The organism is Candidatus Thermoplasmatota archaeon (genome assembly GCA_035540375.1).
GTDB lineage: Archaea > Thermoplasmatota > SW-10-69-26 > JACQPN01 > JAJPHT01 > DATLGO01.
On sequence record DATLGO010000103.1, the window covers coordinates 20,546 to 43,170 of the forward strand.

Genomic DNA, 22,625 nt, shown 5'->3' on the forward strand with positions numbered 1-22,625 from the left:
GCTTGATGCGCGAAGGAGCGTGAACCACACATGGCAGTCCAGAAGGATTTTCGAACGGGCGTCATCGCCAACCTCGCGGCCGGAGCGAGCTCCGAGGTCGTGAACGAGGCGCTCACCGGGCAAGAGATGCTGACGATCGAGCGCCTCGGGGTCACCCCGCACGCGGACCTCCGCGTCACCCTGGAGGTCGAGAAGACGACAGTGTACAAGGACCTCCCCACGCAGTCGGCGGCCTTCCCGGTCTCCGACGCGAACGCCGAGGTGTTCCTGTGCACGCCCGTCGTGGGCGTCCTCCCCGAGAAGCGGTGGAAGGTCACGATCAAGAACGTCGGGGCCGCGGCCGTCGCGAACGTCCGCTACTACGTCCCCGTCACCAAGTACACGGGCGCGGACCTCCAGAGGGTCCTGTGAGGAGGTGAAGAATCATGGCAGTCCAGAAGGATTTCCGCACCGGAACCGTGAACATCGGCGCGGGCGAGACGAAGACCGTCGTGGACGAGGCGCTCACGGGCCAAGAGATGCTCACGATCGAGCGCCTCGGCTTCACCGACTCGGGCGCAAACGACCTCTTCGCCACGCTCGAAGTCGAGAAGACCACGGTCTACAAGGACGTGCCCAGCGCGGCCGCGCCCTTCCCCGTCGGCGGCAACAACCGCGAGGTCTTCCTCTGCACGCCCGTCGTGGGCGTGCTCCCCGAGAAGCGGTGGAAGCTCAGCATCCGCAACGCGGCCGGCCTCGCGCAGGACGTCACGTACTACGTCCCCGTCACGAAGTACACGGGGGCGGACCTCCAGCGGGTGCTGTGAGGACCTACGAGCCTCGCCGATTCCACGGCCGGCGAGGCCTCGCCCCCGTTCCGCTCCGACACCCTCCATTCTCCTGACGGCTCATGCCTTGGGTGGGGCAGCGCAACTCCAGCGCCCCTCCTCGTAATTCATGTACTCGCAGCGCTGGAAGCCCTCCCCGTAGTTGCACGAGAGGCGAGTCGGGTACGCGCACTTCGGTTCGCCCGCCAACTTCGGGTGTTCGCCGCGAGGCGTCGTCTTGCCGGGCTCCAACAGGTAGTGGAACGAGACGAGGAGCTTCCCATCCTTGAGCTCGCCCACGACTGGAGACCTCAGGTTGCCGTGATTGTCCATGGAGTACCCAGCCGGCACCTCCACCATCGTCCCGTCCGGTCGCTGCTCGGCCTTGCACGTGTAGCACTTGCGCGTGGACGGGTTGAATTGCTTCCTTCCGCACTTGGGGCATGGTGCGTTCGACACGGGCTTCGAATCGTCTTCCGCCTCATTAGGGGCGCGGCCGCACGACGGGCCGTCGCGGCGCGGGGCTACGGGGTCTCGTCCGGCGACTTCCCGTGCGGGTGCTGGCGGCGCCACGCCGCGGCGGGGTGGCGCGCGACCTCCGCGCTGACGCCGACGTCCTCGAACAGGAGGTCGGGCGCGTAGTCCCCCTGCTCCAGCCGTCGCCCGAACTCGTTCTCGCTCGGTTCGAGCGCGAGGATCTCGCGGAGGCGGGGGAGGACGACGTCGTTGAGGTCCTGGGGCGGCGGGCGATGGCCGCGCCTCCGCGCCGCCTACTGGCACTTCGTCCGCAACCTCGCTGAGGCGACCCATGCGGTCGTTCCGGCCGACGCGCACGGCCGCCTCGATCGCCTCCGCACTTGGTGGCGGGCGATCTTGACGGCGGAGGATCGGAGCACGCCTGCCAGCATTGCGCTCGCGCCCGAGGACGTGCTCCAGTGGACAAGCCGTCCCGACGCGTACCGATCTCGGCCACCCGACGAGTTGGCGGGTGCGGCGGTCGCGAGCGAATCGCGCGCGCTCCTCCAGTGGCTCGCCGAGTGCGCCTTCTTCGCGGACGTCGCCGCGGAGATCCAAGTCATCGAGGCGCGGGCCGACCCCGCCACGACCGCTACGCCAGCCATTCAGGAAGCGATCGCCGACGGAGGAGGAACGCCATGAGCCGCACCCTCCTTCGCCACGAGGGCTGCTCCATGGGGCATCGCAACGGCAGCACGTTGGAGAAGTGCGTGCGATACCGCCGTCTCCGCGAGCTCCGCCGCACCGGCGGCCCGCGGGGGGAGTTCACGCCCGACCGCCTCGCGGGGTCGGCGTGGGACCCGGACGCTCGGCGCTACCTCCACGATGGATGCCGCCGACGACACCGGAGCGCTCGTGCGTTCCTCCGCTGCTTCTGGGCTCGCTCGTACCGCGAGCCCGAAGCGCCGGACCGCGTGCGCGACAGCCGGGGGCGGCGCGAGGCCAGCCTCTACGCAGGAGGTGCGGCGGCATGACGTCCGACCCATGTCCGCCGACACCGCACCACGAGGAGGGGGCGTTCAGGCAACGTCCTCACACGCGGCCCCTCGACCTTACTGCGATCCGCGAGGCGATCGGGCGAGCCTTCCTTGCGGCGTTCCTTGCGGAGGTGCCCACGCAGAAGGCGGAAGCGATCCGGTGCCTCGAAGGCGCCACCGCGTTCTACCTTGCCGCCGCGGACGAGGCCGGGGCTGAGTCGCTCGACTCACGTCACCTTCGGTGGAGCTGCGCGTGGGCGGTCTGCATGTGGTGCAACGGCGAGGGCGGCGCGTGTCCTTGCGAGTGCCACGCCAGGACCGCAGCGTCGGAGGGTAACGGATGATCGTGGAGCGCCTCAAGCCCCGGGGCGCGCACAGCCTCCAGTTCGGGATCCCGCCGGTCCTCGCTCGCGCCCACAACCTCCAGGTCGGCGACCTCTTCGAGGTCACGGTCACGCCCCACGAGGTCCGCTACCGCAAGCTCTCCCCGCTCGAAATCGAGACATGGAAGCGCGTGAACGGAGCGACCGGCCAAAACAGCCTCACGCGCGGCCGCGCCCGACGAACCGGCCACCAGGAGGTCAGCGACTGAGGCCCCGACGCCGCTCCGGGGTCACCCTACATCAGCCCCGCACGGTGATTGTAGTCCCCATGGGCCTCGTCAAGCTCCTGGTCATCGTCGGGCTCCTCCTCTTGCTCGTCTGGGTCGTCCTGTGGGCCATCCGGTTCGCCAAGCGGCTCCTCACGGGCCCCGCCGGCGTCCTCGCCAAGGCGAGCTCGGCGCTCGCGTAAGGCTACGGCGGGCTCGGCAGCGGCATCGATCCCAAGGTTGCGTGCTCCCGCCATGATCTCCCTCGTGCTCAAACCCCGACATGCGAATGCGGACGGCGTCGAGTTCCACCCGTCCCATGTCGGCAAGCGCATGTTCCCGTACCGCGACGGGCACCTCGTCGCCTTCTGGCGCACCCTCGACGAGGCTCGGCGCTCGGTAGGACGCGAGCCCATCCTCGTCGCACTCATGACGATCTTCGACGTCGCGTTCTGGCCCATGGAACGCGTGCACGCCGACCTCCACGGGAAGCCCCTCATGAAGATCGAACTCACGAGCCTCCGCCTCCGCGTGCCTGGGGAAAACGCCACGAGCGAGCAGGCCGTGCCCTTCGACCTCGTCTATGCCCTCAGCCCCGAGGAGACCAAGGCTATCACCGAGGGCGCCGCGGCGAGTGCTGGGCAAACGCCGACGTGACCCGGAGGTGAGGAGCGACGGAGACGACGGTCGGCCCAAGCGCGGACGCGCCCTCGTCGCGCGCGGTCGTGTACCTCCGCGGCAGCGACGACGAGTCGGACACGTCGCACCAGCGCTTCCTCTGCTTGGAGTACGCCGCGCGCAACGGCCTCCACGTGGACGAGGCCGACGTCTACGACGAGGGCGGGGGCTACTCCGGAAAGAAGCTCGTGCGCGTGCGCTTCGACGAGATGCTGCACCGGATCATGGAGCACCGCGACGTGGACGCCATCGTCCTCTACAAGTTCGACCGCGCGCTCCGGAAAATCAAGTACCTCCTGGAGCTCAAGGAGTTCTGCGAGCGCCACGGCGTCGCGCTCATCAGCGTCACCCAGAACATCGACACGGGGACCCCCGAGGGCAAAGCGTTCTTCGCGATCGGCGGCGCCTTCGCCGAGATGGAGTGGGACATGGCCTCCCAGCGCATCCGCGACGCCTACCGCCACGTCCTCGCCGAGCACGGCACCCGCCCGAGCGTGAGCTGGCGCGCGAAGGAGACTCCCCTCGTCAGCGCCCGATGGGGCCGCAAGCCCGGCTCCAAGGACAAGCAACCCGATGGTTCCGCAAGCCCGCCGAAGCCGTGTCACCGCTGGAGACCGTGAGCGTGGGCGACCTCCAGCAGGAGATCCGCCGGCTCGACCAAGAGATCGCGGACGCGGAGCAGACATGGGCGAGCATTCCACCTGGCGATGCGCGGGACCGGCTCCTTGTCGAGATCAGCCAAAAGCGGCGGAGCCGAGAGGCACGGGCGGAGGTCATCCGCTCCATTCGGAAGTAGCCGGCCGCGTCCCGCGCGAGACGGGGAGCGCGGCGAAGGAGCCTTGTGACACGTCGCGTCCCACAATCCGGTCGACGACGCGTTGGAGAACGCGGAGGACCGAAATCCTGAGAAGGTGGGTAAGAGGACGGTGGCGCAGGCGGGGCGTGAGGCACAGTCGGGGCCCTCCCCCAACAACCGCTAACGTTGACCGTCATCAAATCCCCTCACATGACCGGGCAACTACGGCGGAGAACCCTTGCCTCGGAAGACGTCGACGCGTGGGAGGCGTACCGCCTCTACCAACGGGACCTTCTCGCGGGCTGCTTTGAGGACGCGGACCTCATGCTCAAACGGACGAAGCAGACTGATGCCGAAGACCGCCGCCTCGTCGTGTCGCTCCTCTGGGAGAAACGCTGCCAACCCTGGAAGTTCTTCCGCGACGAGCACCGGGCCCGCGTGAAAGCGCGGCCCTGATTGGCGTCCGGGACCGGACTACGCATCGATGGTCACGCTGCCATCGGCCTTCGCGGTGCGGTCCATGGTAGAAGACGAAGTACTCCCGGCTTCGCTTTTTGTACGGTGCGCGCCGGTGGACGCGGATGGCTGCCCCCGTGAAAGTCCAGCGCGGCATCGTGGATGAGGTCGGATGAACCGCAGCCTGGTGTTGGAGCCGGTCCGATGACCCACCTTGCGCCGGGGCCCGCCGGCGAGTTTCCGCTCGCGCCGATGCGCGCCGCGCCCACTTGGGAGAGACGCCCTCACCCGCCGCAGGAGTCGGCCGCGGTGCAGGCTTCCGCAACCCACCCACCCAAGCCCGATCTGAAGGCGGAGAAGCGGCGTAGCGCGGTCCAGGGCGCGTGCGTGGGCGCGGGGTGCGTGATCGCGGTAGGCCTCCTCGGGTACGTGGCCTACGCGCTCCTGTCCGAGGCCAAAGGGCGTCGCGCGTCGACCACGAACGGAGGAGAGCCCGCCGTAGGGCCGGCGCCGCCCTCCCCCGCACGTCGAGGTCCATTCGCCGACCTGGCCGAGCCCGTGCGACCAGGATGATCGTTGTAGGTGTCGAGGTATACGAGAATGCCCGTGAACGGAGTTCGCTTGCAGTACAACCGCGGGGCGCGCAGCTACAGCGTTTCCATCCCGAAAGTGATCGTGGAGCTGAAGGGGTGGCGGGGGTCGTTCCACCCGCCGCCCGAGGTCCGCGCCGCCGAACCTGACGGCACGCTGTTCCTTATCGAGGACGACCCGGAGACCGGTGGCATCAAGCTCTACCCGGCGCCGGACCCTAAGCGCAGCGCCAACGGGGAGGACCCGCCCGCGGCCGCTGATGTCCTGACACCTCGCGCGTGACGTGTGCCTCGCCAAGGAGCACCGAGGGTGGAGTCCGGTCCCGGACAGCGATGCCCAGTCCGGGCAAGGCCAAGTACCTTCGTCCCACCCTTCATGGTGCTTCGCGGTCATGGCCCACTTGTCACCGGTGGACCCGGTCGGCGCAGGAGAATGGTCCATGGGGATGCGATCGAAGCGAATCCGCGCGTCGGGCAAGGGGCGTGGCTGACCCGTGCCCATGGGCAACGACTGGACGCCCAAGCGGAGTGGCCCACTCCTCCTGCGCACGAAAGCCGCCGAAATCCTGCTCGCCCTCGACAAGGAACGCGTGCACGCAAGCGCGCTCCGCCGCAAGGTGAAGGGCGCGCACCAGGTCACGGGCATCCGCGTGAACGAGATGATCAAGGCGGGCCTCGTGAAGGAAACCTTCGAGCTCGAAGGCAAGGGGCGCTACCGCATGCTGGAGCTCACGCGCAAAGGGCGGACGGCCGCCCGGAAGTTGCGGGAGGTGATCGGCTACGTCGAGCCAACAAGGATACGCCGAAACTAGGAATCGCCCGCTACCACTGACACTCGGTGCCCGCATCGAGGAAATGAGTGAGGCACTTGAGCGGCTCTTAGCCGTCCCGCCCCTGGCTTTCGACGGCAGCTTGCACGGGCGATTGGAGACGCGTCACGGGCTGTACGTGATCTCCAGTCGCGGAGGTGAGGTCTTGAGAGCCGGTCGCACGAAGGGACAGAAAGGGCTGCGTCAACGCGTGTACCAGAATCACTGGAAGGGAGATCAGAAGGGTAACCTGGCGGGTCAACTCGTCGCGACCGGGGCCGCCCGCGATCTTGGTGACGCGCGGCGGTGGATCGGCGAGAATTGCATCGTCCGTACGCTCGTCATCGAGGATGATGAGAAGCGTGCTTGGCACGAGCATTTCATGCTTAGCGTCCTGCGGCCCCGGTTCAGCGACGGCCGGGACGGACGCTTTGTGGTGTAAGCCTCCTCCCCCGAGGTCGAGGCCAAACGAAGAAGTTCCTTTTGCCTCCCCGACTTCTGGTTCGAGGGAGCCGCTTTAATACTACGGATTCCGCTTCCGGACGCGAGAGGGAGCCGATGCCTGGCGCCAGTGTGGAATTCGATCAAGCAATCACCCGCTTTGACCGGGGCTCGCTATCTGAAGAACTAAAGAGGGCCGAGGAGGAGCGGCATGCGTTTACCCTCGCCTATCCACTGGAGGCGTGGAACGACCTCTCGCTCGAACAGTACGCCCTCGGGCAGGGCGGCAAAGGGAAACCCACGGTGTCGTACCTGCTGGAGTTCGGAACGCAACACCTCGGTTCCATCGGCGGCGGGGACTCAAGGAAGCATGTCATCTACCGGAGGAAGGAAGACCAGTCGTGGTACTTCCCATCGCGTTTTTCTAGCGTCGACGAGGCATGGGCGTCCCTCCGCGCCTCCTTCCTGGAAGCGTTCGAAGCTGCGAAGAGGGGTGACTGGCAGAAGATCGACCAGCTTGACCCGCTGTACAACGCGCCGATGGTGCGCCAGAAGACGCTCCACATCTACTTCCCCGACGAGATTCTCCCCATCTACTCGCGCGACCACCTCGTTCACTTCCTGAGAGCACTCGGCGTCACGGATACCGACTCGGATTACAAAGACTACAACGTCGTCCGCCTAAACCGGAGGTTGCTGCACACCATCCGCGAAACGGGCCTTGTCCAAGGGTGGAGCCATGTCGAGATCATGCGCTTCCTGTACTCGTGGAACGACCCACGCAGCACGCGACGCGTCGTCAAGATCGCCCCTGGTGAGAACGCGAAGTACTGGAGCGACTGTCTCGCCGGCGACTACATCTGCGTGGGCTGGGATCAAGTGGGCGACCTCCGCCAGTACGCAAACAAGGCCGCATTCCGTGATGAGTTCCGCGAGAAGACCGACTACGAGAGCAAATCGAAGGCCACGGAGAAGGCCAACGAGGTCTGGACGCTCATGGAACTTCAGCCGGGCGACATCGTGATCGCCAACCAAGGCACCTCCAAGGTGCTGGCCGTAGGGACCGTCACGGAGGAAGGATACCTGTGGCGTCCCGAGCGGCCCGAGTACAAGCACACGGTGGGCGTGAAGTGGGACACGTCACGCGCCCGGACCATCCCGCCCCAACCGCGGTGGGCGCTCGTCACCGTCGCGAAGGTCAGCCCGGAACTCTACAACGTGATCATGGGCGAGGACACGGAGGGTGAACCATCGCCCGCCATCGAAGCAGCCGACCCGATCTTCGAGGAGATGGCGCAGACCCTTGAAAGGAAGGGACAGCTGATCCTGTACGGGCCCCCAGGCACCGGGAAGACCTACCACGCCCGCAGGTTCGCCGAGTGGTGGTTGAAAGAGAAGCATCGGACGCCCGCGGAGGCCCGCGCCGCAGGCGAAACACCTTCCCGGTACTGGTGGATCGTTGCGAACCCCAAGCAGTGGAGCTGGGACCAGCTCTTCGACGAGCAGACCGTTGAGTACCGCTACGGGCGGCTCAAACGCAATTACCCGCTCGTCCAGCCCGGCGATCTGGTCTTCGGATATCAGTCAACGCCGGACAAGCGCCTCATGGCCATCGCGCGCGTCACCCGAGGCCTTCACACGAAGCCCAACAGCCAGGAACCCGTCATCGAGCTCGCACCCGTCATGCGCCTGACCAACGGGATCACCTACGACGAGATCCTGGAGGACCCCCTGCTCGGCGAAAGCGAGCCGGCGAGATTCAATAACCAAGGCACGCTCTTTGGCCTTACCGCTGAGCAGGCACACCGAATCCTCGATCGCCTCGCGACGACGCAGCCCGAGGTTCTCGACGAGGTCGAGCCTGAGCCCGGGGCGCCGAACCTCACGCAATTGACGTTCCACCCCTCCTACAGCTACGAAGACTTCATCGAGGGGTTCCGCCCAGGCATCGATCGGAAGGGCACGCCGACGCTCAAACTGGAGGACGGGGTCTTCAAACGCGTCTGCCGCGAAGCGCACGGCCGGCCCGACGAGCGCTTCCTCATTCTCATCGATGAAATCAACCGCGCCCACGTCAGCAAGGTATTCGGAGAGCTGATCACCCTCATCGAGAAGGACAAGCGAGGCATCACCACCACGCTACCCCAGAGCAAGGAGCCGTTCAGCATCCCGCCCAACGTGTACATTATGGGCACGATGAACACGAGCGACCGCAGCATCAAGCTCCTCGATGCAGCCCTCCGTCGGCGTTTCGCTTTCCGCGAGATGATGCCCGACCCCTCGACCCTTGCCGGCGCCAAGATCCAAGGTCTCGAACTCGACGCCTTCTTACGGAAACTGAACGCGCGTATCGCAGAGAACCTGGGGCGCGAGAAGCAGATCGGCCACTCGTATTTCCTCGAAAACGGCGAACCCATCACAAGCAGCGACGAATTCGCTTGCCGCTTCCGCGAGGACGTCCTGCCCCTCCTCCAGGAGTATTGCTACGACGACTATCCGGCGCTCGCACGATTCCTCGGAAACGCGCTCGTCCAACCCAAGCTCCAGAGGCTCGACGAAGAACTTCTTCAGGACGACGACCGTCTTGTCGCGGCTCTCGTCGAGGAGTATGCTCGCGACGACACCGACGAGAGCGAGTAGGTGCGCATGCCCGAGGTTGTCGTCCTCGAAGAATGGAAGCCCACGCTCCTAACTGCCGAATTGTCCGCCCAAGACTTGGAGCGACTCCGTGCGCTCGGGGCGGCCGGGCGGCTTGACGTGGATGAACTGACCTCTGGAGTTCGTATCCGCGCGAAGCAATGGGTGGGCGTGGTCGCTCTTGACACGGTTCGAATCCGGATTGTTCCGAAGCTGGCGGCGGGATCGCTGAACGTCCTGAAGATGGCCGGCTACGCGACCGGGCTCGCCGCCCTTGACATGATTCCCGCCCGCCGGCAAGAGCTGGCCGAGGGCGAGGACCTTCTTGATCTCGTAGGCCTCCTGCTTGCGGAGGCATCTGAACAAGTGCTGCGGCAGGGCCTGCACGCCGACTACGTCGAAGACGAGAGCGACTTGCCGTACGTACGGGGGCGCATCCTCGTCAAGCGCTACGCGACCCAGCGCCTCCGGCAGCCCACCCGAATCGCATGTCGATTCGACGAGCACACGACGGAAATCTTGGAGAATCGTTTGCTATCCGCTGCTCTCCGCGTAGCACTCCATCGCGTCCATGAAGAGGCCGTCCGCAAGCGAATTCGGGCGATCCTCCCGGCCTTCGAGGAGGCGTGTGGCGGCGAAGAGACTCCGCCTCCCGCTTCTGATTGCGGCGTCGTCTATAATCGCCTCAATGCGCATTATCAGGGAGCGCACGCCCTCGCGCGATTCATGCTCCACGGCGAAGGCATCGCTGAGGAGGGTGAAACCCATGTCGAGAGCCATGCATTTCTCCTCAACATGGATGTTCTTTTCGAGCGCTTCCTATGCCGCTACATCAGCGATGTCGTAGGCCCACGAGGTCGCGTCGCCTACCAGCGCGGCACTGCCTGCATCATCCGCGACGCCACGACGGGCGCGTCCCACTCCACGATCCGACCCGACATTGTTCTATCACCCCGCCATGTTCCAGCCATGCGACTGGCGATAGATGCGAAGTACAAGCGCGACATCGCGCAAGGCGATCTCTACCAGGGGTTCCTCTACGCTGTTGCAGTCTCGGCTCCGGATCACAGAACTCTGCTCGTATACCCCACGGACGGGGGCGAAGACCGATCCCAGCACCTTGCCATTGAGACGCAAGTCGGAACTGCCTATGTCGACTGCTACGGCATCGACCTTGTCTCTGCCGTTGATGAAGCGATTCACGGACGCTTACACGAGCGGCCGACGGCGCTGAAAGTCTCGCTCGTTGCACACGTCAACCATCGGGTTCCGCCAGCCGCACGTACAGACCCATTGCGCGCATAATTTCACGGGTCGCCCGAGCTCAGGCCGCTGCGGGCGACTCTGATCCGCAGCAAGGTCGAGACGGGGCCGCACTGGAGGCCCGTGGAGGTCGCGCCGAGCTCTCGGAAGTCGCATTTCCATGGAAACGCGACGATACCTTACCGCGCTCCTATGCTTCCCCGTTGAGGGCTTGGAGGTAGTCCTCGAACCTGCACTGCCAGTCCTGCACGCCGGGGAAGACGTGGGCGTACTCGGCAGAGCCGCCCCGCTCGCCGCACACGATGTCCACCTGCATGCGGTTCTTCGACTGCTGCGTTTCCCGCAGGAGGGATCGCGCTTCGTGGTCGCTCGGCGGGAGCGAGTATCCGACGACGAGCACGTGGTGCGCGTACCGGAGCTGCTCGCGGGCTTGTCGCCACGCGTCGCGGACGTGGCGCGTCTCGCCGGCTTTGCCGAAGACGGGTGGGATGATGCCGCTTTCGAGGTAGCGCTCGTTGCAGAGGGGGCAGGCTCGGCGGCGCCACGGCACGTACCCGTCCTCGTACGCGATCACCTGGTCGTCCGACTTGTCGGCCTTCTTGCAGCCGCGGCACACGCCCCAGTTGGCGGACCCGTGCAGCTTCAAGATCTGCACGTCTGCGCCGCGTCGGTTGAGCTTGCGGCGGCGCGCGTTGTCGTCGAAGAAGAGGTCGGGGGCGTTCCCGTAATCATAGAGGATGTCGGCCCGGTCGAGGGCAGCTTCCAGGACGAGGTCGTAGTTGAAGCTCACGATCGTGAGGCGGTCGTGGTTGGCGTGCAGGGCGGCGAAGAAATCTACGTACTGTGCGAAGGACTTCCGCTGGGTCTTGGGACGCAGCGCCGTGCATACGGACGCGAGATGAATCGTGAGCTCGCGGAGCGCGGCCTCGGCGACCTTTTCCCCCGTGCGCGCGTCCCGCCACACTTCCGTGAACAGGTCCTCTATCGAGAAGTTCGGCTGGCTCAGCCGGCGTTCCGCGAGGGTCGCGGTCATCCACTGGAGCGCATCCGCGCTCGCGCGGCTTGAGTCCAGGTACGGCTCGCTCAGCAGCTCGCCGAGGAGTGGGCCCCCGAGGGGCTTCGAGAAGCCGGCGCCCAGCACGACGACGGCGTTGCTTCGTCCCATGCTATTTCGCCTCCACTTTCTGGTTCGGGGTCCCGTACTCGCGAGCAATCTCGCGGCCCCACCGGCGGACGTCGTCCCGGGCCCGGCGGAGCTCCCGCATTGCCGACCCGGCGAGGCCGATGAGATGCCCGGGCGCCGCGGCGGAGTAGTCGGGACGCTCTCGTGCGCCCTGGATCGCTATGTCCCAGAACCGGCCGAGTTGCCGCACCCTTTCGAAGAACCGCGCGAGGCGCTCCTTCTGCCGCATGTCATCCGATTCTTGGAGGTAGCTCTCGCGGTGGACGTCCCAAGCCGTCGTCTCGACGACCAGGACTTCGGAGCGATCAAGGTTGTCGTGGTCGTTGAAGATGCGTTCGACGGCCCGGAGGTTGGCGATCACGTCGTTGACGAGGGACTCGACCATGCCGCGCAGGTGAGCCGGGGTCGGCGTCGCCTTGCGGGCCGAGAACCTCTTCTGCTCCTTCACGCGGTGGAGGAGGCCGCTCACGTGGTCCGCATTCGTGACGATCCACTCTGAACGAGACGCGGGATCCGGCGATTCGGCGGGGATGACGAGGTGCCCGATGGGGCGGGCCACGAAGGCGCCCATCTCTCGGACGATGGCCTCCGCGATGCGCTGAGCATTGCCGCTCGGCTGGTCCTTGCGCGGGCCGACGGTGAGGAGGCCCGCGCGCCGGTCGAGGATGAGCTCGAAGTGGTGCGTGGATCCGTTCTCCTCCGCGATGCCGCGAGCCGTGACGCGTTTCCAGTACTCGAGCTCATCCTCGCCATCGTCATTCACCCGCGTCTTGTCCTGTTGCGCGAGCAGCTTCGTGATCGTGATGTGCATGGTCATGGAACGCCCCCCGGGGAACGGCGGACCCCTTCGGGGTCTACAGATCCACCTCGATCCCGTACACCTTCCTGGGGTTCTCCGCGTGGATGGTCCACGCCTGCTCCTCCGTCAGCAGCGCTTGCGCGAGGAGCTCGCGCGTGCGCCGTGGCACCGTCTTGGGTCCGAGGACTTCGCCGGTGGTGCCGACGATCGTGCAGTCGACGAGGAACGTCTTGTCGGGGTTCGCGTGCCGCCACGCGTACCCGCTCATGCGCTTCTTGGTCGCGGCGTCCTCCACGAGCGGTTCGTCGATGTGGTCGGTTTCCATGAGGAAGCGCGTGCCGGCGCGCGCGGCCGTCTCGGCCGCGCCCTTGCCGACGAGGACGCTCGGCCACAGCCCGTGGTTGTCGGCGACGTCCACGATGGGCGTGCTGTAGTGCTTCACGACGCGTTCCGGGGAGAGCCCGGCCTTGTCCGCCCACGCGCGCAGGTCGGCGAAGCTCTCGGGCGTCGCGGTCTCGGCGTGGATCTGGACGGCGCACCCGAGGTCGCGGGCGACCTCGAACTGGTGGCGCATCAGTTCGTTCGCGCGCGCGAGCACGTCCTCGTCCACGGGGCGCCAATGGGGGCGGCCGACTTCGGCGAGGGCGACGGCGCGCCCGTCCCGCACGTACTCGCCCGCGAGCTCGGTGGCGGCGCGGTAGGCGGCCTCGGCTTCGGCGGGCGGGATGCCGGCGTCGAGCATCTTCGTGAACTCGGCCGGGTGGGGCGCGATGGCGACGAACACGGTCACGCCCGTGCCGGCGCGCGCCTTCTCCGCGAGCGCCATCGTGGTGTCGAACTGCTCGCGGAACTCGTCGAGCGTGCGGCTGAAGCGGCGGGCGCGGCCCTCGCGCCAGTACGGCTTGTGGACGAGCATGAGGTGCGTGCCGCCCGCGCGCTCGAACTCCTTGACGGCCTCCACGCCGCGCCCATGGGGGTCGAGGTGGAAGTGGTTGTCGAAGATCGGCAGCCGCGGCAGCCGGTCTTCGACAAACCGAACCTTGGGTTCGGTCGAATCGGGCACGGGGTACTCGGGGGCGGTCACAGGTCGACCTCGATGCCGTACACCTTCTTCGGGTTCTCGGCGTGGATGGTCCACGCTTGCTCTTCGGTCATGAGGCCCTTCGCGAGGAGGTCGCGTGTCCGTTTTGGGACCGTCTTTGGTCCCAGAACGGCACCCGTGGAGCCAATGATTTTGAACCTTGAGCGCCATTCGGTTTCGGCGCCCGCGGTGACCAACCGCCACGACTCGGCGATGGGCATGGAACGCTTGGTCATGTTATCAAAAACCAGAGCGTCGTCCATGTAGTCCGTCTCCATCATCCACCGCACGCCGCCCTTCGCGGCCTCCTCCGCGGCGCCCTTCCCGATGAGGACGCTCGGCCAGATCCCGTGATTGACGGCCGTGTCGACGATGGGCGTCGAGTAGTGCTTCACCACCTTCCCGACCGGGAGACGGGCGGCGTCGACGTGCGCTCGGAGGTCCGCGAAACTCTCGGGCGTCGCGGTCTCCGCATGGATCTGCACGGCGCAGCCGAGGTCGCGCGCGAGCGAGAACGCGTGCGCCATGCTCTCGTTCGCCTTCGCGAGGATCGCGTCCTCGATCGGACGCCAGTGGGGACGCCCCACCTCGCCCATCGCGACGGCCTTCCCGTCGCGGACGTAGGTCGCCGCGAGGTCGAGCGCGCGCATGTAGAGCGCGTGCGCGTCGTCGAGGGACCACCCGACCTTGAGGAGTTCCGTGAACTCCGCCGGATGCGGCGCGAGCGCGACCCACGCCGTCACCTCGGGCACCTCGGAGCGGATCTTCGCGTGGAGCGCGATCGTCGTGTCGAAGTCGCGCCGGAAGTCCTCGAGGGTCGTGTTGGGCCGCTCGTGCTCGCGGTACGGCTTGTGCACGAGCATGAGGCTCGTGCCGCCCGCGCGCGCGAATTCGCGCACGGCGTCGAGGCCGCGGCCGCGCGGGTCGAGATGGAAGTGGTTGTCGAAGATCGGGAGGCGCGGCGCGGCCATCGACGGGCGAGGGCGCGCGCGCGGCATCAGCGTTGCGGAGTCCCGGGCGGCGGGTCGCCGGGCGCGGGGTGCCTTTGAAGACCCATGGCAGCCATCGCGGCCCGACGATGCGCCTCCCGTCCGCGGCCCTCGCCGCCGCAACGCTTGCCGCGGCCCTCGCCCTCGTGCCCGTCGCCTCCGCGCACGGCGTCGAGAAGGGCGACCAGGAGTGGATCGTCGACAACCCGGGTCCCCAGATCGGACCCTTCCTCTACCTCGGCGCGAAGCACATGGTCACCGGGTACGACCACCTTCTCTTCCTCGTCGGCGTCATCTTCTTCCTCCACCGCACGAAGGACGTCCTCGTCTACGTCTCGATGTTCACGCTCGGCCACAGCGCGACGCTCCTCTTCGGCGTCCTCGCGGACGTGCACGTGAACGCGTTCCTCGTCGATGCCGTCATCGGCCTGAGCGTCGTCTACAAGGGCTTCGACAACCTCGGCGGCTTCCGGCGCCTTTTCGGGCGCCAGCCCGACACGAAGGCCGCAGTCCTCGTCTTCGGCCTCTTCCACGGCTTCGGCCTCGCGACCAAGCTCCAGGAGTTCGAGCTCGGACGCGACGGCCTCGTCGAGAACATCCTGAGCTTCAACCTCGGCGTCGAGATCGGCCAGTTCCTGGCGCTCGGGGCGATCCTCCTCTTCATGACGTGGTGGCGCGCGCGCGAGAGCTTCGCGAAACACGCCTTCGCCACGAACACGCTTCTCATGGCCGGGGGCTTCGTGCTCTTCGGTTACCAGATCGCCGGTTACCTCGTGAGTTGACACCATGCGTCCCGCCGTCGTCCGACCCGTCCTCCTCGCCGCCCTCGTGGTCGCCCTCGCGTTCGCGGGCTGCGTGGGCGAAAGCGGGAACGCGCCCGCCCCGTCGAAGCACCGCGAGGAGACGCGCACGTTCGACCTCGCGCCGGGGAAGAGCCTGGAATTCAAGCTCAGGCTCGCGAAAGGCGCGAAGCTCGACTACCAGTGGACCGCGACGCGCGCCGTCGCGTACGATTTCCACGGCGACACGGGCGGCGCGACGGGCTACCGGAGCCACGACAAGGGCACGGCCGCGACGGACCAGGGCGCGTGGACCGCGCCGTTCGAGGGCCGTCACGGCTGGTGGTGGAAGAACGACAACCGCGTCCCCGTCACCGTCACGCTCGTGATCGAGGGCGCGTACGAGGTCATCGGGGTGGAGTGAGGTGGCTTCCCCGCTTGCGCCGCCGCCCCGCGAACTCGCGCGGGCGACACTCGTCGCCGCCGCCATCGCGGCGATCGTCCTCGTCGTCGCGGTGCTTCCCGCGGAGTATGGCCTCGATCCGACGGGCCTCGGCCGCGTCACGGGCTTCGCGCGCCTGAGCGACGCGCATGGAGGCCCGACCGTCGAGGCGGGGGGCCCGCGGATCGTTTCGGCGGTGGACGCGCGCTGGGAGGTCGTCGAAAGCGTGGTCGCGACGCGCGCGGGCGAGAATCGCGGCGCGTTCACGACGGAGCGCGAGACGTTCCCGCTCAACCTCACGAACCTCACGAAGCTGACGGCCCGCCTCGACTGGTGGGACAACGACACCATCGACGGAGCGCGCACCAAGCCGGACGTCTTCGAGCTCGCGCTCGTCGCGCCCGACGGGCGCGAGGCCCGGACGGTGCAGGGCGCGAACGGCGCAGACGGGCACGGCAACCTGTCGACGAGCCTCGCGTGGCGGAGCGTCCCGCAGCCTGCGGCCGCAGGCGACCGGTACGCGCTCCCGCTTCTTGCGCCGGACGCGTCGAGCCACGGGACGTGGACCGTGGTCGTGCGCCTCCAATCGGCCGGCGGCGTCGAAGGGGCGGCCACCCCGGATCCCGGGAATGCGTGGCGCCTCACCCTCGCCGCCGAGACGTTCGACCTGATCCTCGATGCGCGTGAAGGCGGCGACCGCGTGAGCTTCACGCTTGCGCCGAACGAGGGCCTCGAGTATAAGTTCGGGATGCAACCGAACGCGACGCTGCGCTACGCATGGACCGCGACCGGGCCCGTCTATTGGGACCTCCACGCCGAGGAGCACGGCCACGATCACGAAGCGTCCACACGCTTCGCGGAAGGCACGAGCGCGGGCGAGCGCGGCGCGGTCACGGCCACGTTTTCCGGCCTCCACGGATGGTTCTTCCAGAACCGGGGCGCATCCCCGGTCACGATTGCGCTCGAGACCTCCGGCGCCTACACGATCGTCGGCGTGCCGTAGCGCGTCGGACGTTCGCGACCGCGGGGGCGCCTGGCGGCCGTGCGTGCCCTTGCGGGATCAGACCTTGACGCCGCGGGTGAGGAGGTAGCTTTGGCGCACAAGGTTCGAATCCGGTTCGAAGTACGGCTCGAAGACCGCTTCGATCTCGGCGCGGAAGCGCGCGAGCTTCGTGGGGTCGCCGGCCATGCTCTCGACGAGCTTGCGGACGGGGGCGGAGGTCCGTTCCATGACCTCCCGGTAGTGTCCGAGGCTCATCGTGGGGAACACCATGGTCTCGCGGTCGAACACGAGGTCGCGCACCGCGGCTCCGAGACGCTCCCGCACGACGGCGAGGTCCCCCCAGAGCGTGGGGGGCGAGATGCCTTCCGGGAGCGGCGGCGAGTATCGCCCGACGAGCCCGAACAGCTTGCCGATCGCGTGATCCGGCGGCCAGGTGCTGAAGGCGATCGTCCCGCCCGGCCTCAGGACGCGCAGCATCTCGCGCGTGGCGACCTCGGGCCGGGGCGCGAACATGTGGCCATACTGGCTGAGGACGACGTCGAACTCGCCGTCGGCGAAGGGTAGCGCCTCGACGTCCCCCTCCTTCCAGGTGATGTCCTCGAACCCCGCGAGGCCACTGTGCTCCTTCGCTCGGGCGAGGAGCTCGGGCGTGAGATCGAGACCGGTCACGCGCGCGCCCCGGCGCCGCGCCGTCAGGGCGACCACGCCGGTGCCGCATCCGACGTCGAGGACGCGCTGCCCCTTCTCCACGCCCGCGAACCGGACGAGCCTTGCCGCGGGGTTCGTCGTCACCATCTCGAGCGGAGCAAAAAAGGCCCAGCCTTCGCGCTGCTTCTGCTTGAACATCGCCACCGGGTCGGTCATGCCGTCCAGATGCCCGGATCGGTGCAAGAAGCTTGCCGGGTTCATGGATGGGGCGGTGTGCTCGCCGGCGAAGCGATGGGCGGGTCGGGCTTCGACGACGAGCCGCCGCACGACGGTCGCTTGCGGGAAGCGTCCGGGGAAGGCCTCAAGACGGTCTCCGACCGTCGCCATCGCATGAAGATCGAGCGGCTCGATCAAGGCGTGAGCCTGCTGAGGATGGACGACGGCAAGGTGAACGCTATGGGTCCTTCGTTCGTCACGGCGTTCGAGGCCGCCTGGCGCGAGGCCGAAGCCACAGGCGACGCGATCGTCGTGGCGGGCAACGCGAAGGCGTTCAGCGCGGGCCTCGACCTCAAGACGCTCCCGACGCTCGACCGCGCCGCGCTCGAGACGTTCGCGCGCGGCTTCATGGGGATCTTTCGCGACGTGCTCGCGCACCCGCGGCCCGTCGTCGCGGCCGTGGACGGGCCCGCGCTCGCGGGGGGTGCCGTGCTCGCGCTCGCAAGCGACTTCCGGCTCGTGGCGCCCCGCGCGCGCATCGGCCTCACGGAGGTGCCCGTCGGCGTTCCGTTCCCGACGCCGGTCGCCGATCTCGCGCGCGATCGCCTCCCGCCGCAGGAGCACGCGCCCGCGCTTTTGCGCGGCCTTGCGCGAACCGGCGCGGAAGCCGTGGCCACGGGCTGGGCGCACGCGCTCGTCGAGCCCGAGGCGCTCCTTCCGGAGGCCGCGAAGCTCGCCGCCGAAGTCGGCGCCCACTCGACGCTTGCCGTCGCGAGCGCGAAAGGCGGCTCGGCCGCGCTCGCCGCGCGCTTCGACGCCTTCGTCAAGAACGAGGCCAGCCGCTGGGCGGGCCTCGTCTCGGATCCCGCGACGAAGGCGGCAATCGCGGAAGGGTTCGCGCGCGCGGCGAAGCGACAGGGCTGACGCTGGGGCGTCAGAGCGGAGCGGCCGGGCGCCTCAGAGGAGGCCGAGGGCCTGGAGCTCCTCGGTGATCTTGTCGACCGCGCGCTCCGCGTCCTCGGGCTTGCGGGCGCCCGTGCACACGAGCTTGCCGGAGCCGAAGAGGAGCACGACGACCTTGGGGTCGTCGAGGCGGTAGACGAGGCCCGGGAACTGCTCGGGCTCGTACTCGACCTTCTCGAGGCCGAGGCCGATCGCGATCGCGTTGAGGTTCAGCTCCGCGCCGAGGTCGCTCGAAGCGACGATGTTCTGGACCGTGATCTCGGGGTTGCGGTCCACCTTGACGCCGCTCGCCTCGATCTTCGCGGTCACGATGTCGACGGCCTTGCCGACGGCATCGATGGACTTCGCGCCCGTGCAGACGACCTTGCCGCTGCGGAAGAGCAGGGCGGCCGTCTTGGGCTCCTTGAGACGGCAGACGAGACCCGGGAACTGCTCCGGCTCGTACTCGGCGTTGTCCAGGGCGAGCGCGATGCTCTGGAGATCCAGTTCCGTTCCGATGGACGTCGACGCGACGACGTTCTCGATCTTGATCTTCGCCATAGCGGTCATGCTCCGGACGGGGTCGAAGTCCCCCCGGTTCTGGGTATATAAGGAAACGACCCCCAGCTTATAACCTTTATGACCCGTGCCGCGGCGGGAAGCGTCCCGCCCCCCGGACGGGCCGTTTCGATTTCACAACGCCTAAGAAGGGGGACCGGCCCTTTTGCCCACGGGATGCACATGGGCCTTCTCAAGCGTATCATGGGGGATGACGCTCCTCCGAAGCGCAACCCGAGCGACTACATCGACCTCACCGAGTACGCCGTTCCCGAGAACGGTGCGGGCGGGGCGAACACGTACGTGCGCGTCGCGGAGATCCACAAGCTCGAGGACGTCCGCGAGCTCGCGAGCTACGTCTACGACGGGAACATCCTGATCCTCGACTTCAAGGCGGTCTCGGGCGACGAGATCCTGCTTCGCCGCGTCACGAACGAGCTGCGCCGCCTCGCGCAGGACGTGAACGGCGACGTCGCGGGCATCGCCGACCACTCGATCATCCTCACGCCCGGCGGCGTGAAGGTCGACCGGCGCAAGCTTAAGGTCGCGGCGTAACTTCGCCGACCGCGTGGTCGCGGAGATCCCCGTCCAGTCCCCCTGCCCGGCGTGCAAGGCGCCGGGCAGCCTTTTCATGAGGACCTTCGAGCACGACGTGGCCTATTTCGGCCGCACGCTCGAAACCTCCCTTTCCTGCCACGCCTGCGGATGGCGCCACGTCGATTTCTTCGTCGCCGAGCAGAAGGAGCCCGTGCGCTACACCCTCACGGTCGAGACGCCCGAGGACCTCGTCGCGCGCGTCGTCCGCTCGAACTCGGGCACGATCCGCGTGCCTGAGATCGGATTCTCCGCGGAGCCCACCGCGAAGAGCGAGGCCTACGTCTCCAACGTGGAGGGCGTCCTCGACCGCGTCGAGATGGTGTTCGATTTCGCGCGCCGCTTCCACGCGGACGATCCCGAGAAGCGGGCGATCGCTGAGCGCGGCCTCGAACGCATCGCGGCGGCGCGACGGCTCGAAGCGACGCTCACGCTCGTTCTCGAGGATCCGTTCGGGAATTCCGGCATCGCGAGCGAACGCGCGAAGCGCGTCGTGCTCACGCCCGAAGAGGCGGCGAGCCTGGAGACGGGCCTCATCGTGTTCGACAAGGCCGACATCACGTCGCCCGATGGCGCCTGATCACGCCGCGGCCGCCCGTTCACGGGCGAGCTTGCGGCGCCACACGTAGAGCGAGACCGCGGTGAGCGCGGCGGCGGCGGCCACGAGCAGGAGGCCGGCGGCGAGGAGCGCGGGGTCGCGGACGAGGTCCTCGACGGGCATGGCGGGGGCGGATTCCGCCATCGGCTGCGCGGCGATGCCCGCGTCGGCCGCGCGCTCCTTCGAGCCGGCGTCGCCGAAATCGTCCTGCGAGGCGACCCTGGATCCCCTCCACCAGAGCCAGAGGCTCGTCGCGGCCGCGACCACGGCGCCCGCGGACGTGGAGAGGAGGAGCGCGATCGTGATCTTCTCCGGGTGCAGGATGCGGCGGCCCTTCCACGTGAGCTGGTAGTAGACCCACTTGCGCTCGTCCTCGAGCTTCTGGACGAGCTCGACCTGGGTGAGCTTCTCGAGGTGCTCGAAGACCGTCGCCTTGTTGAGGTCGAGCTCGCGCGAAAGCTCCGTCACGGTCTTCTGCCGTTGGTCGAGGCTTTTCAGGATGTCGAGCCGCGTGTCCGAGGCGAGCGCCTTGAACGCTTCCCTGTCGAGCGTGATCTTGTCCAGGAGGGGGCCTCCTACAGGCTCGGATGGATCGTTTGAGACTATATAGGGTGCGCGGAAGGTGGGTCGCCGCCCAACGGTCGGCCGCCGCGGCGCAAAAGGCCCATAAGGCGGACCGGCGTACGAGCGGGCGTGGACGCTTCCCCGGAGGCCCGCTTCGCCGCGCTTGCCGAGGACGGCCGCAACCTCTTCCTCCTCCATGCGAACGCGGACCCCGACTGCGTGGGGAGTGCGGTCGCCCTCCAGCGCGCCTTCGGCGGCGAACTGGCGGCCCCCGCGGGCGTCTCCGCGGCCGGGCGACGCCTTCTCCTGAAGCTCGACGCGGCCCTGATCGCCTTCCCGGACCCCGCGCGCTTCGGGCGCGTCGTGGTCGTCGACACCTCGACGCGCGTCCAGCTCGGCGCCCTCGGGGAGCGATTGAAGGATTTCATCGTCGTGGACCACCACGCGTACGGCGACCTCGCGGGGGACGCGGCGCTCCTCGTGCACGCCCCGCGCGCCAGCTGCGCGGAGGTCGTCCTCGCGCTCCTCGAGAAGACGGGGCGTCCGATCGACGCGACGAGCGCGTACGGCCTTCTCGCGGGGCTCGTCGCCGACACCGCGCGGTTCCGCTTCGGGGACGCCGCAAGCCTCGCGGCCGCCGCGCGCCTCGCCGCCCTGCACGGCCTCTCGGTCCCCGCCGTTCTCGAGACCCTCGACGCGGACGAGGAGGACGAGGATCCGCGCGACGTCCCGCGCCGACACGCGAAGCTCGTAGCCGCGCAGCGCGCGGACGTCGCCCTCGTGCGCGGCCTCGTCGTCGCGCGCACGCGCGTCTCGAGCTTCGAGGCCGCAGCCGCCCTCGGCCTCGTGCGGCTCGGCGCCGACCTCGCCCTCGCCGCCGCGGAGCGCCGGGAGGGAACCCGCGTCTCCGCGCGCGCCTCGCCCGCGCTCGTCGCCCGCGGCGCGCACCTCGGGCGGGCCGCGAACCGCGCGGCGCGCGCGCTCGGCGCCGCCGCGCTTCCGGGCGAGGGCGCGCGCTTCGGGGGCGGCGGCCACGAGGCGGCCGCGGGCCTCAACGCGCCCGTTCCGGCGGAGGACGCCGTCGCCGCGTTCGAGCGCGAGATCTTCGCGGAGGTCTTCCTGTGACGCGGCGCAAGCCGCGCGCGAAGTACGCGCTCGAGGTCGCGCCCGACGTGCAGGCGCGCATCCACGACCTCGTCGCGAAGCTCGCGCTCGATCACGTCGACCCGAACCGCATCGTGTGCTTCCGCAGCCGCGGCTCGACGGCCCGCATCTACGCGCGCATCTGGAGCCTGCCGCAGATCTGGCAGATCGCGCTCGGCGTCGAGGCGCATTACGCGATCGAGGTCGTGGAGGCCTTCGACCGCCAATCGATGGACGACCAGACGAGGACGCTCATCCACGAGCTCATGCACATCCCGAAGACCTTCAGCGGGGCCCTCGTCCCCCACACGTGCTTCGGGAAGCGCATCGATTGCGCAAGCGTCGAGGTCCTGTTCCGGGCCTACGCGGCGTCGACCCCGGGCGCCCCGCCGGCGCCGCCGACGGGGTGAGATCGCGGCGATTCATGCATCGTCGGCGATCGCCGACAAATTCAGTTTATAAAGAACCCTCTTTCGGGGGATAGGTATATGCTCGCTTTGGGCCTATGTCACGCCGTCCTGTTTTGGA

30 protein-coding genes are annotated in these 22,625 nt (G+C 68.0%); 22 read left to right on the forward strand and 8 right to left on the reverse strand.

Annotated features, from left to right (window positions below):
• The first annotated feature begins 30 nt into the window (after positions 1-30).
• A complete protein-coding gene (locus VM889_13345; GenBank protein ID HVL49535.1) occupies positions 31-411 on the forward strand; it encodes a hypothetical protein in 381 nt (126 codons plus the stop codon).
• A 14-nt stretch (positions 412-425) separates the two neighbouring features.
• The gene (locus VM889_13350; GenBank protein HVL49536.1) at positions 426-806 is read left to right on the forward strand and encodes a hypothetical protein; all 381 of its coding nucleotides are present in this window, start codon (positions 426-428) and stop codon (positions 804-806) included.
• An 81-nt stretch (positions 807-887) separates the two neighbouring features.
• Here VM889_13350 and VM889_13355 read toward each other — a convergent pair whose 3' ends face one another.
• Entirely contained in the window at positions 888-1,265 is a 378-nt protein-coding gene (locus VM889_13355; GenBank protein ID HVL49537.1) for a hypothetical protein, read from the reverse strand.
• Between the two features lie 267 nt (positions 1,266-1,532).
• Between VM889_13355 and VM889_13360 the strand changes: the two genes are divergently transcribed.
• The 12 genes from VM889_13360 to VM889_13415 all read left to right on the forward strand — a co-directional run bounded on the left by VM889_13360 (position 1,533) and on the right by VM889_13415 (position 10,600).
• Positions 1,533-1,964, forward strand: coding sequence for a hypothetical protein (locus VM889_13360; GenBank protein HVL49538.1), 432 nt, complete (start codon positions 1,533-1,535; stop codon positions 1,962-1,964).
• Complete coding sequence (locus VM889_13365) at positions 1,961-2,296, forward strand: hypothetical protein (GenBank protein HVL49539.1); 336 nt, start codon at positions 1,961-1,963, stop codon at positions 2,294-2,296. Before VM889_13360 ends, VM889_13365 begins: the two co-directional genes overlap by 4 nt.
• A gap of 343 nt (positions 2,297-2,639) precedes the next feature.
• Positions 2,640-2,891: a hypothetical protein gene (locus VM889_13370; protein ID HVL49540.1), complete on the forward strand. Its 252-nt coding sequence runs from the start codon at positions 2,640-2,642 to the stop codon at positions 2,889-2,891.
• Between the two features lie 59 nt (positions 2,892-2,950).
• Entirely contained in the window at positions 2,951-3,091 is a 141-nt protein-coding gene (locus tag VM889_13375) for a hypothetical protein (GenBank protein ID HVL49541.1), read from the forward strand.
• 52 nt (positions 3,092-3,143) lie between these two features.
• Positions 3,144-3,545, forward strand: a complete 402-nt coding sequence (locus VM889_13380) for a hypothetical protein (GenBank protein HVL49542.1) — start codon at positions 3,144-3,146, stop codon at positions 3,543-3,545.
• Between the two features lie 68 nt (positions 3,546-3,613).
• Positions 3,614-4,186: a recombinase family protein gene (locus VM889_13385; protein ID HVL49543.1), complete on the forward strand. Its 573-nt coding sequence runs from the start codon at positions 3,614-3,616 to the stop codon at positions 4,184-4,186.
• A 386-nt stretch (positions 4,187-4,572) separates the two neighbouring features.
• Positions 4,573-4,818: a hypothetical protein gene (locus tag VM889_13390; protein HVL49544.1), complete on the forward strand. Its 246-nt coding sequence runs from the start codon at positions 4,573-4,575 to the stop codon at positions 4,816-4,818.
• 621 nt (positions 4,819-5,439) lie between these two features.
• Positions 5,440-5,691: a hypothetical protein gene (locus VM889_13395; GenBank protein HVL49545.1), complete on the forward strand. Its 252-nt coding sequence runs from the start codon at positions 5,440-5,442 to the stop codon at positions 5,689-5,691.
• Positions 5,692-5,902: 211 nt separating this feature from the next.
• Positions 5,903-6,220, forward strand: coding sequence for a hypothetical protein (locus VM889_13400; GenBank protein ID HVL49546.1), 318 nt, complete (start codon positions 5,903-5,905; stop codon positions 6,218-6,220).
• 163 nt (positions 6,221-6,383) lie between these two features.
• Positions 6,384-6,659 (forward strand): hypothetical protein, encoded by a 276-nt coding sequence (locus VM889_13405; protein HVL49547.1) that lies wholly within the window; start codon positions 6,384-6,386, stop codon positions 6,657-6,659.
• Between the two features lie 116 nt (positions 6,660-6,775).
• A complete protein-coding gene (locus tag VM889_13410) occupies positions 6,776-9,298 on the forward strand; it encodes an AAA family ATPase (protein HVL49548.1) in 2,523 nt (840 codons plus the stop codon).
• Between the two features lie 6 nt (positions 9,299-9,304).
• Positions 9,305-10,600: a hypothetical protein gene (locus VM889_13415; protein HVL49549.1), complete on the forward strand. Its 1,296-nt coding sequence runs from the start codon at positions 9,305-9,307 to the stop codon at positions 10,598-10,600.
• Between the two features lie 148 nt (positions 10,601-10,748).
• Here VM889_13415 and VM889_13420 read toward each other — a convergent pair whose 3' ends face one another.
• Genes VM889_13420 through VM889_13435 form a run of 4 tightly spaced genes read right to left on the reverse strand, consistent with a single transcriptional unit; the run spans position 10,749 to position 14,592 of the window.
• A complete protein-coding gene (locus VM889_13420; protein HVL49550.1) occupies positions 10,749-11,723 on the reverse strand; it encodes an SIR2 family protein in 975 nt (324 codons plus the stop codon).
• A gap of 1 nt (position 11,724) precedes the next feature.
• Complete coding sequence (locus tag VM889_13425; protein HVL49551.1) at positions 11,725-12,558, reverse strand: hypothetical protein; 834 nt, start codon at positions 12,556-12,558, stop codon at positions 11,725-11,727.
• A gap of 37 nt (positions 12,559-12,595) precedes the next feature.
• On the reverse strand, positions 12,596-13,624 hold the full coding sequence (locus tag VM889_13430) for a TatD family hydrolase (protein HVL49552.1): 1,029 nt from the start codon (positions 13,622-13,624) through the stop codon (positions 12,596-12,598).
• Complete coding sequence (locus VM889_13435) at positions 13,621-14,592, reverse strand: TatD family hydrolase (GenBank protein HVL49553.1); 972 nt, start codon at positions 14,590-14,592, stop codon at positions 13,621-13,623. Before VM889_13435 ends, VM889_13430 begins: the two co-directional genes overlap by 4 nt.
• A 107-nt stretch (positions 14,593-14,699) precedes the next feature.
• Between VM889_13435 and VM889_13440 the strand changes: the two genes are divergently transcribed.
• From VM889_13440 to VM889_13450, 3 genes are read left to right on the forward strand one after another with little or no spacing between them, the layout of a single operon-like run.
• On the forward strand, positions 14,700-15,392 hold the full coding sequence (locus VM889_13440) for a HupE/UreJ family protein (protein ID HVL49554.1): 693 nt from the start codon (positions 14,700-14,702) through the stop codon (positions 15,390-15,392).
• Positions 15,393-15,396: 4 nt separating this feature from the next.
• Positions 15,397-15,813 (forward strand): hypothetical protein, encoded by a 417-nt coding sequence (locus VM889_13445; GenBank protein HVL49555.1) that lies wholly within the window; start codon positions 15,397-15,399, stop codon positions 15,811-15,813.
• Position 15,814: 1 nt separating this feature from the next.
• Positions 15,815-16,834: a hypothetical protein gene (locus tag VM889_13450; GenBank protein HVL49556.1), complete on the forward strand. Its 1,020-nt coding sequence runs from the start codon at positions 15,815-15,817 to the stop codon at positions 16,832-16,834.
• A gap of 57 nt (positions 16,835-16,891) precedes the next feature.
• On the opposite strand, the gene VM889_13455 is transcribed toward VM889_13450, so the two are convergent.
• A complete protein-coding gene (locus VM889_13455) occupies positions 16,892-17,698 on the reverse strand; it encodes a class I SAM-dependent methyltransferase (GenBank protein ID HVL49557.1) in 807 nt (268 codons plus the stop codon).
• A 174-nt stretch (positions 17,699-17,872) separates the two neighbouring features.
• Here VM889_13455 and VM889_13460 point away from each other — a divergent pair, with 174 nt between their 5' ends.
• Positions 17,873-18,622, forward strand: a complete 750-nt coding sequence (locus tag VM889_13460; GenBank protein HVL49558.1) for an enoyl-CoA hydratase/isomerase family protein — start codon at positions 17,873-17,875, stop codon at positions 18,620-18,622.
• Positions 18,623-18,655: 33 nt separating this feature from the next.
• Here the strand turns inward: VM889_13460 and VM889_13465 are convergent, their stop codons facing one another.
• Positions 18,656-19,201 carry a TATA-box-binding protein gene (locus VM889_13465; GenBank protein ID HVL49559.1) on the reverse strand — a complete coding sequence of 182 codons (546 nt, stop codon included), beginning with the start codon at positions 19,199-19,201 and terminating at the stop codon, positions 18,656-18,658.
• A 174-nt stretch (positions 19,202-19,375) separates the two neighbouring features.
• Between VM889_13465 and sepF the strand changes: the two genes are divergently transcribed.
• Both sepF and VM889_13475 read left to right on the forward strand, forming a co-directional pair.
• Positions 19,376-19,753, forward strand: a complete 378-nt coding sequence (gene sepF / locus VM889_13470) for a cell division protein SepF (protein ID HVL49560.1) — start codon at positions 19,376-19,378, stop codon at positions 19,751-19,753.
• 13 nt (positions 19,754-19,766) lie between these two features.
• Positions 19,767-20,372 carry a ZPR1 zinc finger domain-containing protein gene (locus tag VM889_13475; protein HVL49561.1) on the forward strand — a complete coding sequence of 202 codons (606 nt, stop codon included), beginning with the start codon at positions 19,767-19,769 and terminating at the stop codon, positions 20,370-20,372.
• Here the strand turns inward: VM889_13475 and VM889_13480 are convergent, their stop codons facing one another.
• The gene (locus tag VM889_13480) at positions 20,373-21,152 is read right to left on the reverse strand and encodes a winged helix-turn-helix domain-containing protein (protein HVL49562.1); all 780 of its coding nucleotides are present in this window, start codon (positions 21,150-21,152) and stop codon (positions 20,373-20,375) included.
• Between VM889_13480 and VM889_13485 the strand changes: the two genes are divergently transcribed.
• Together VM889_13485 and VM889_13490 are read left to right on the forward strand one after the other, a co-directional pair.
• A complete protein-coding gene (locus VM889_13485; GenBank protein ID HVL49563.1) occupies positions 21,084-22,079 on the forward strand; it encodes a DHH family phosphoesterase in 996 nt (331 codons plus the stop codon). The genes VM889_13480 and VM889_13485 overlap by 69 nt on opposite strands.
• Positions 22,076-22,507 (forward strand): putative metallopeptidase, encoded by a 432-nt coding sequence (locus VM889_13490; protein HVL49564.1) that lies wholly within the window; start codon positions 22,076-22,078, stop codon positions 22,505-22,507. Before VM889_13485 ends, VM889_13490 begins: the two co-directional genes overlap by 4 nt.
• Positions 22,508-22,625: the final 118 nt, after the last annotated feature.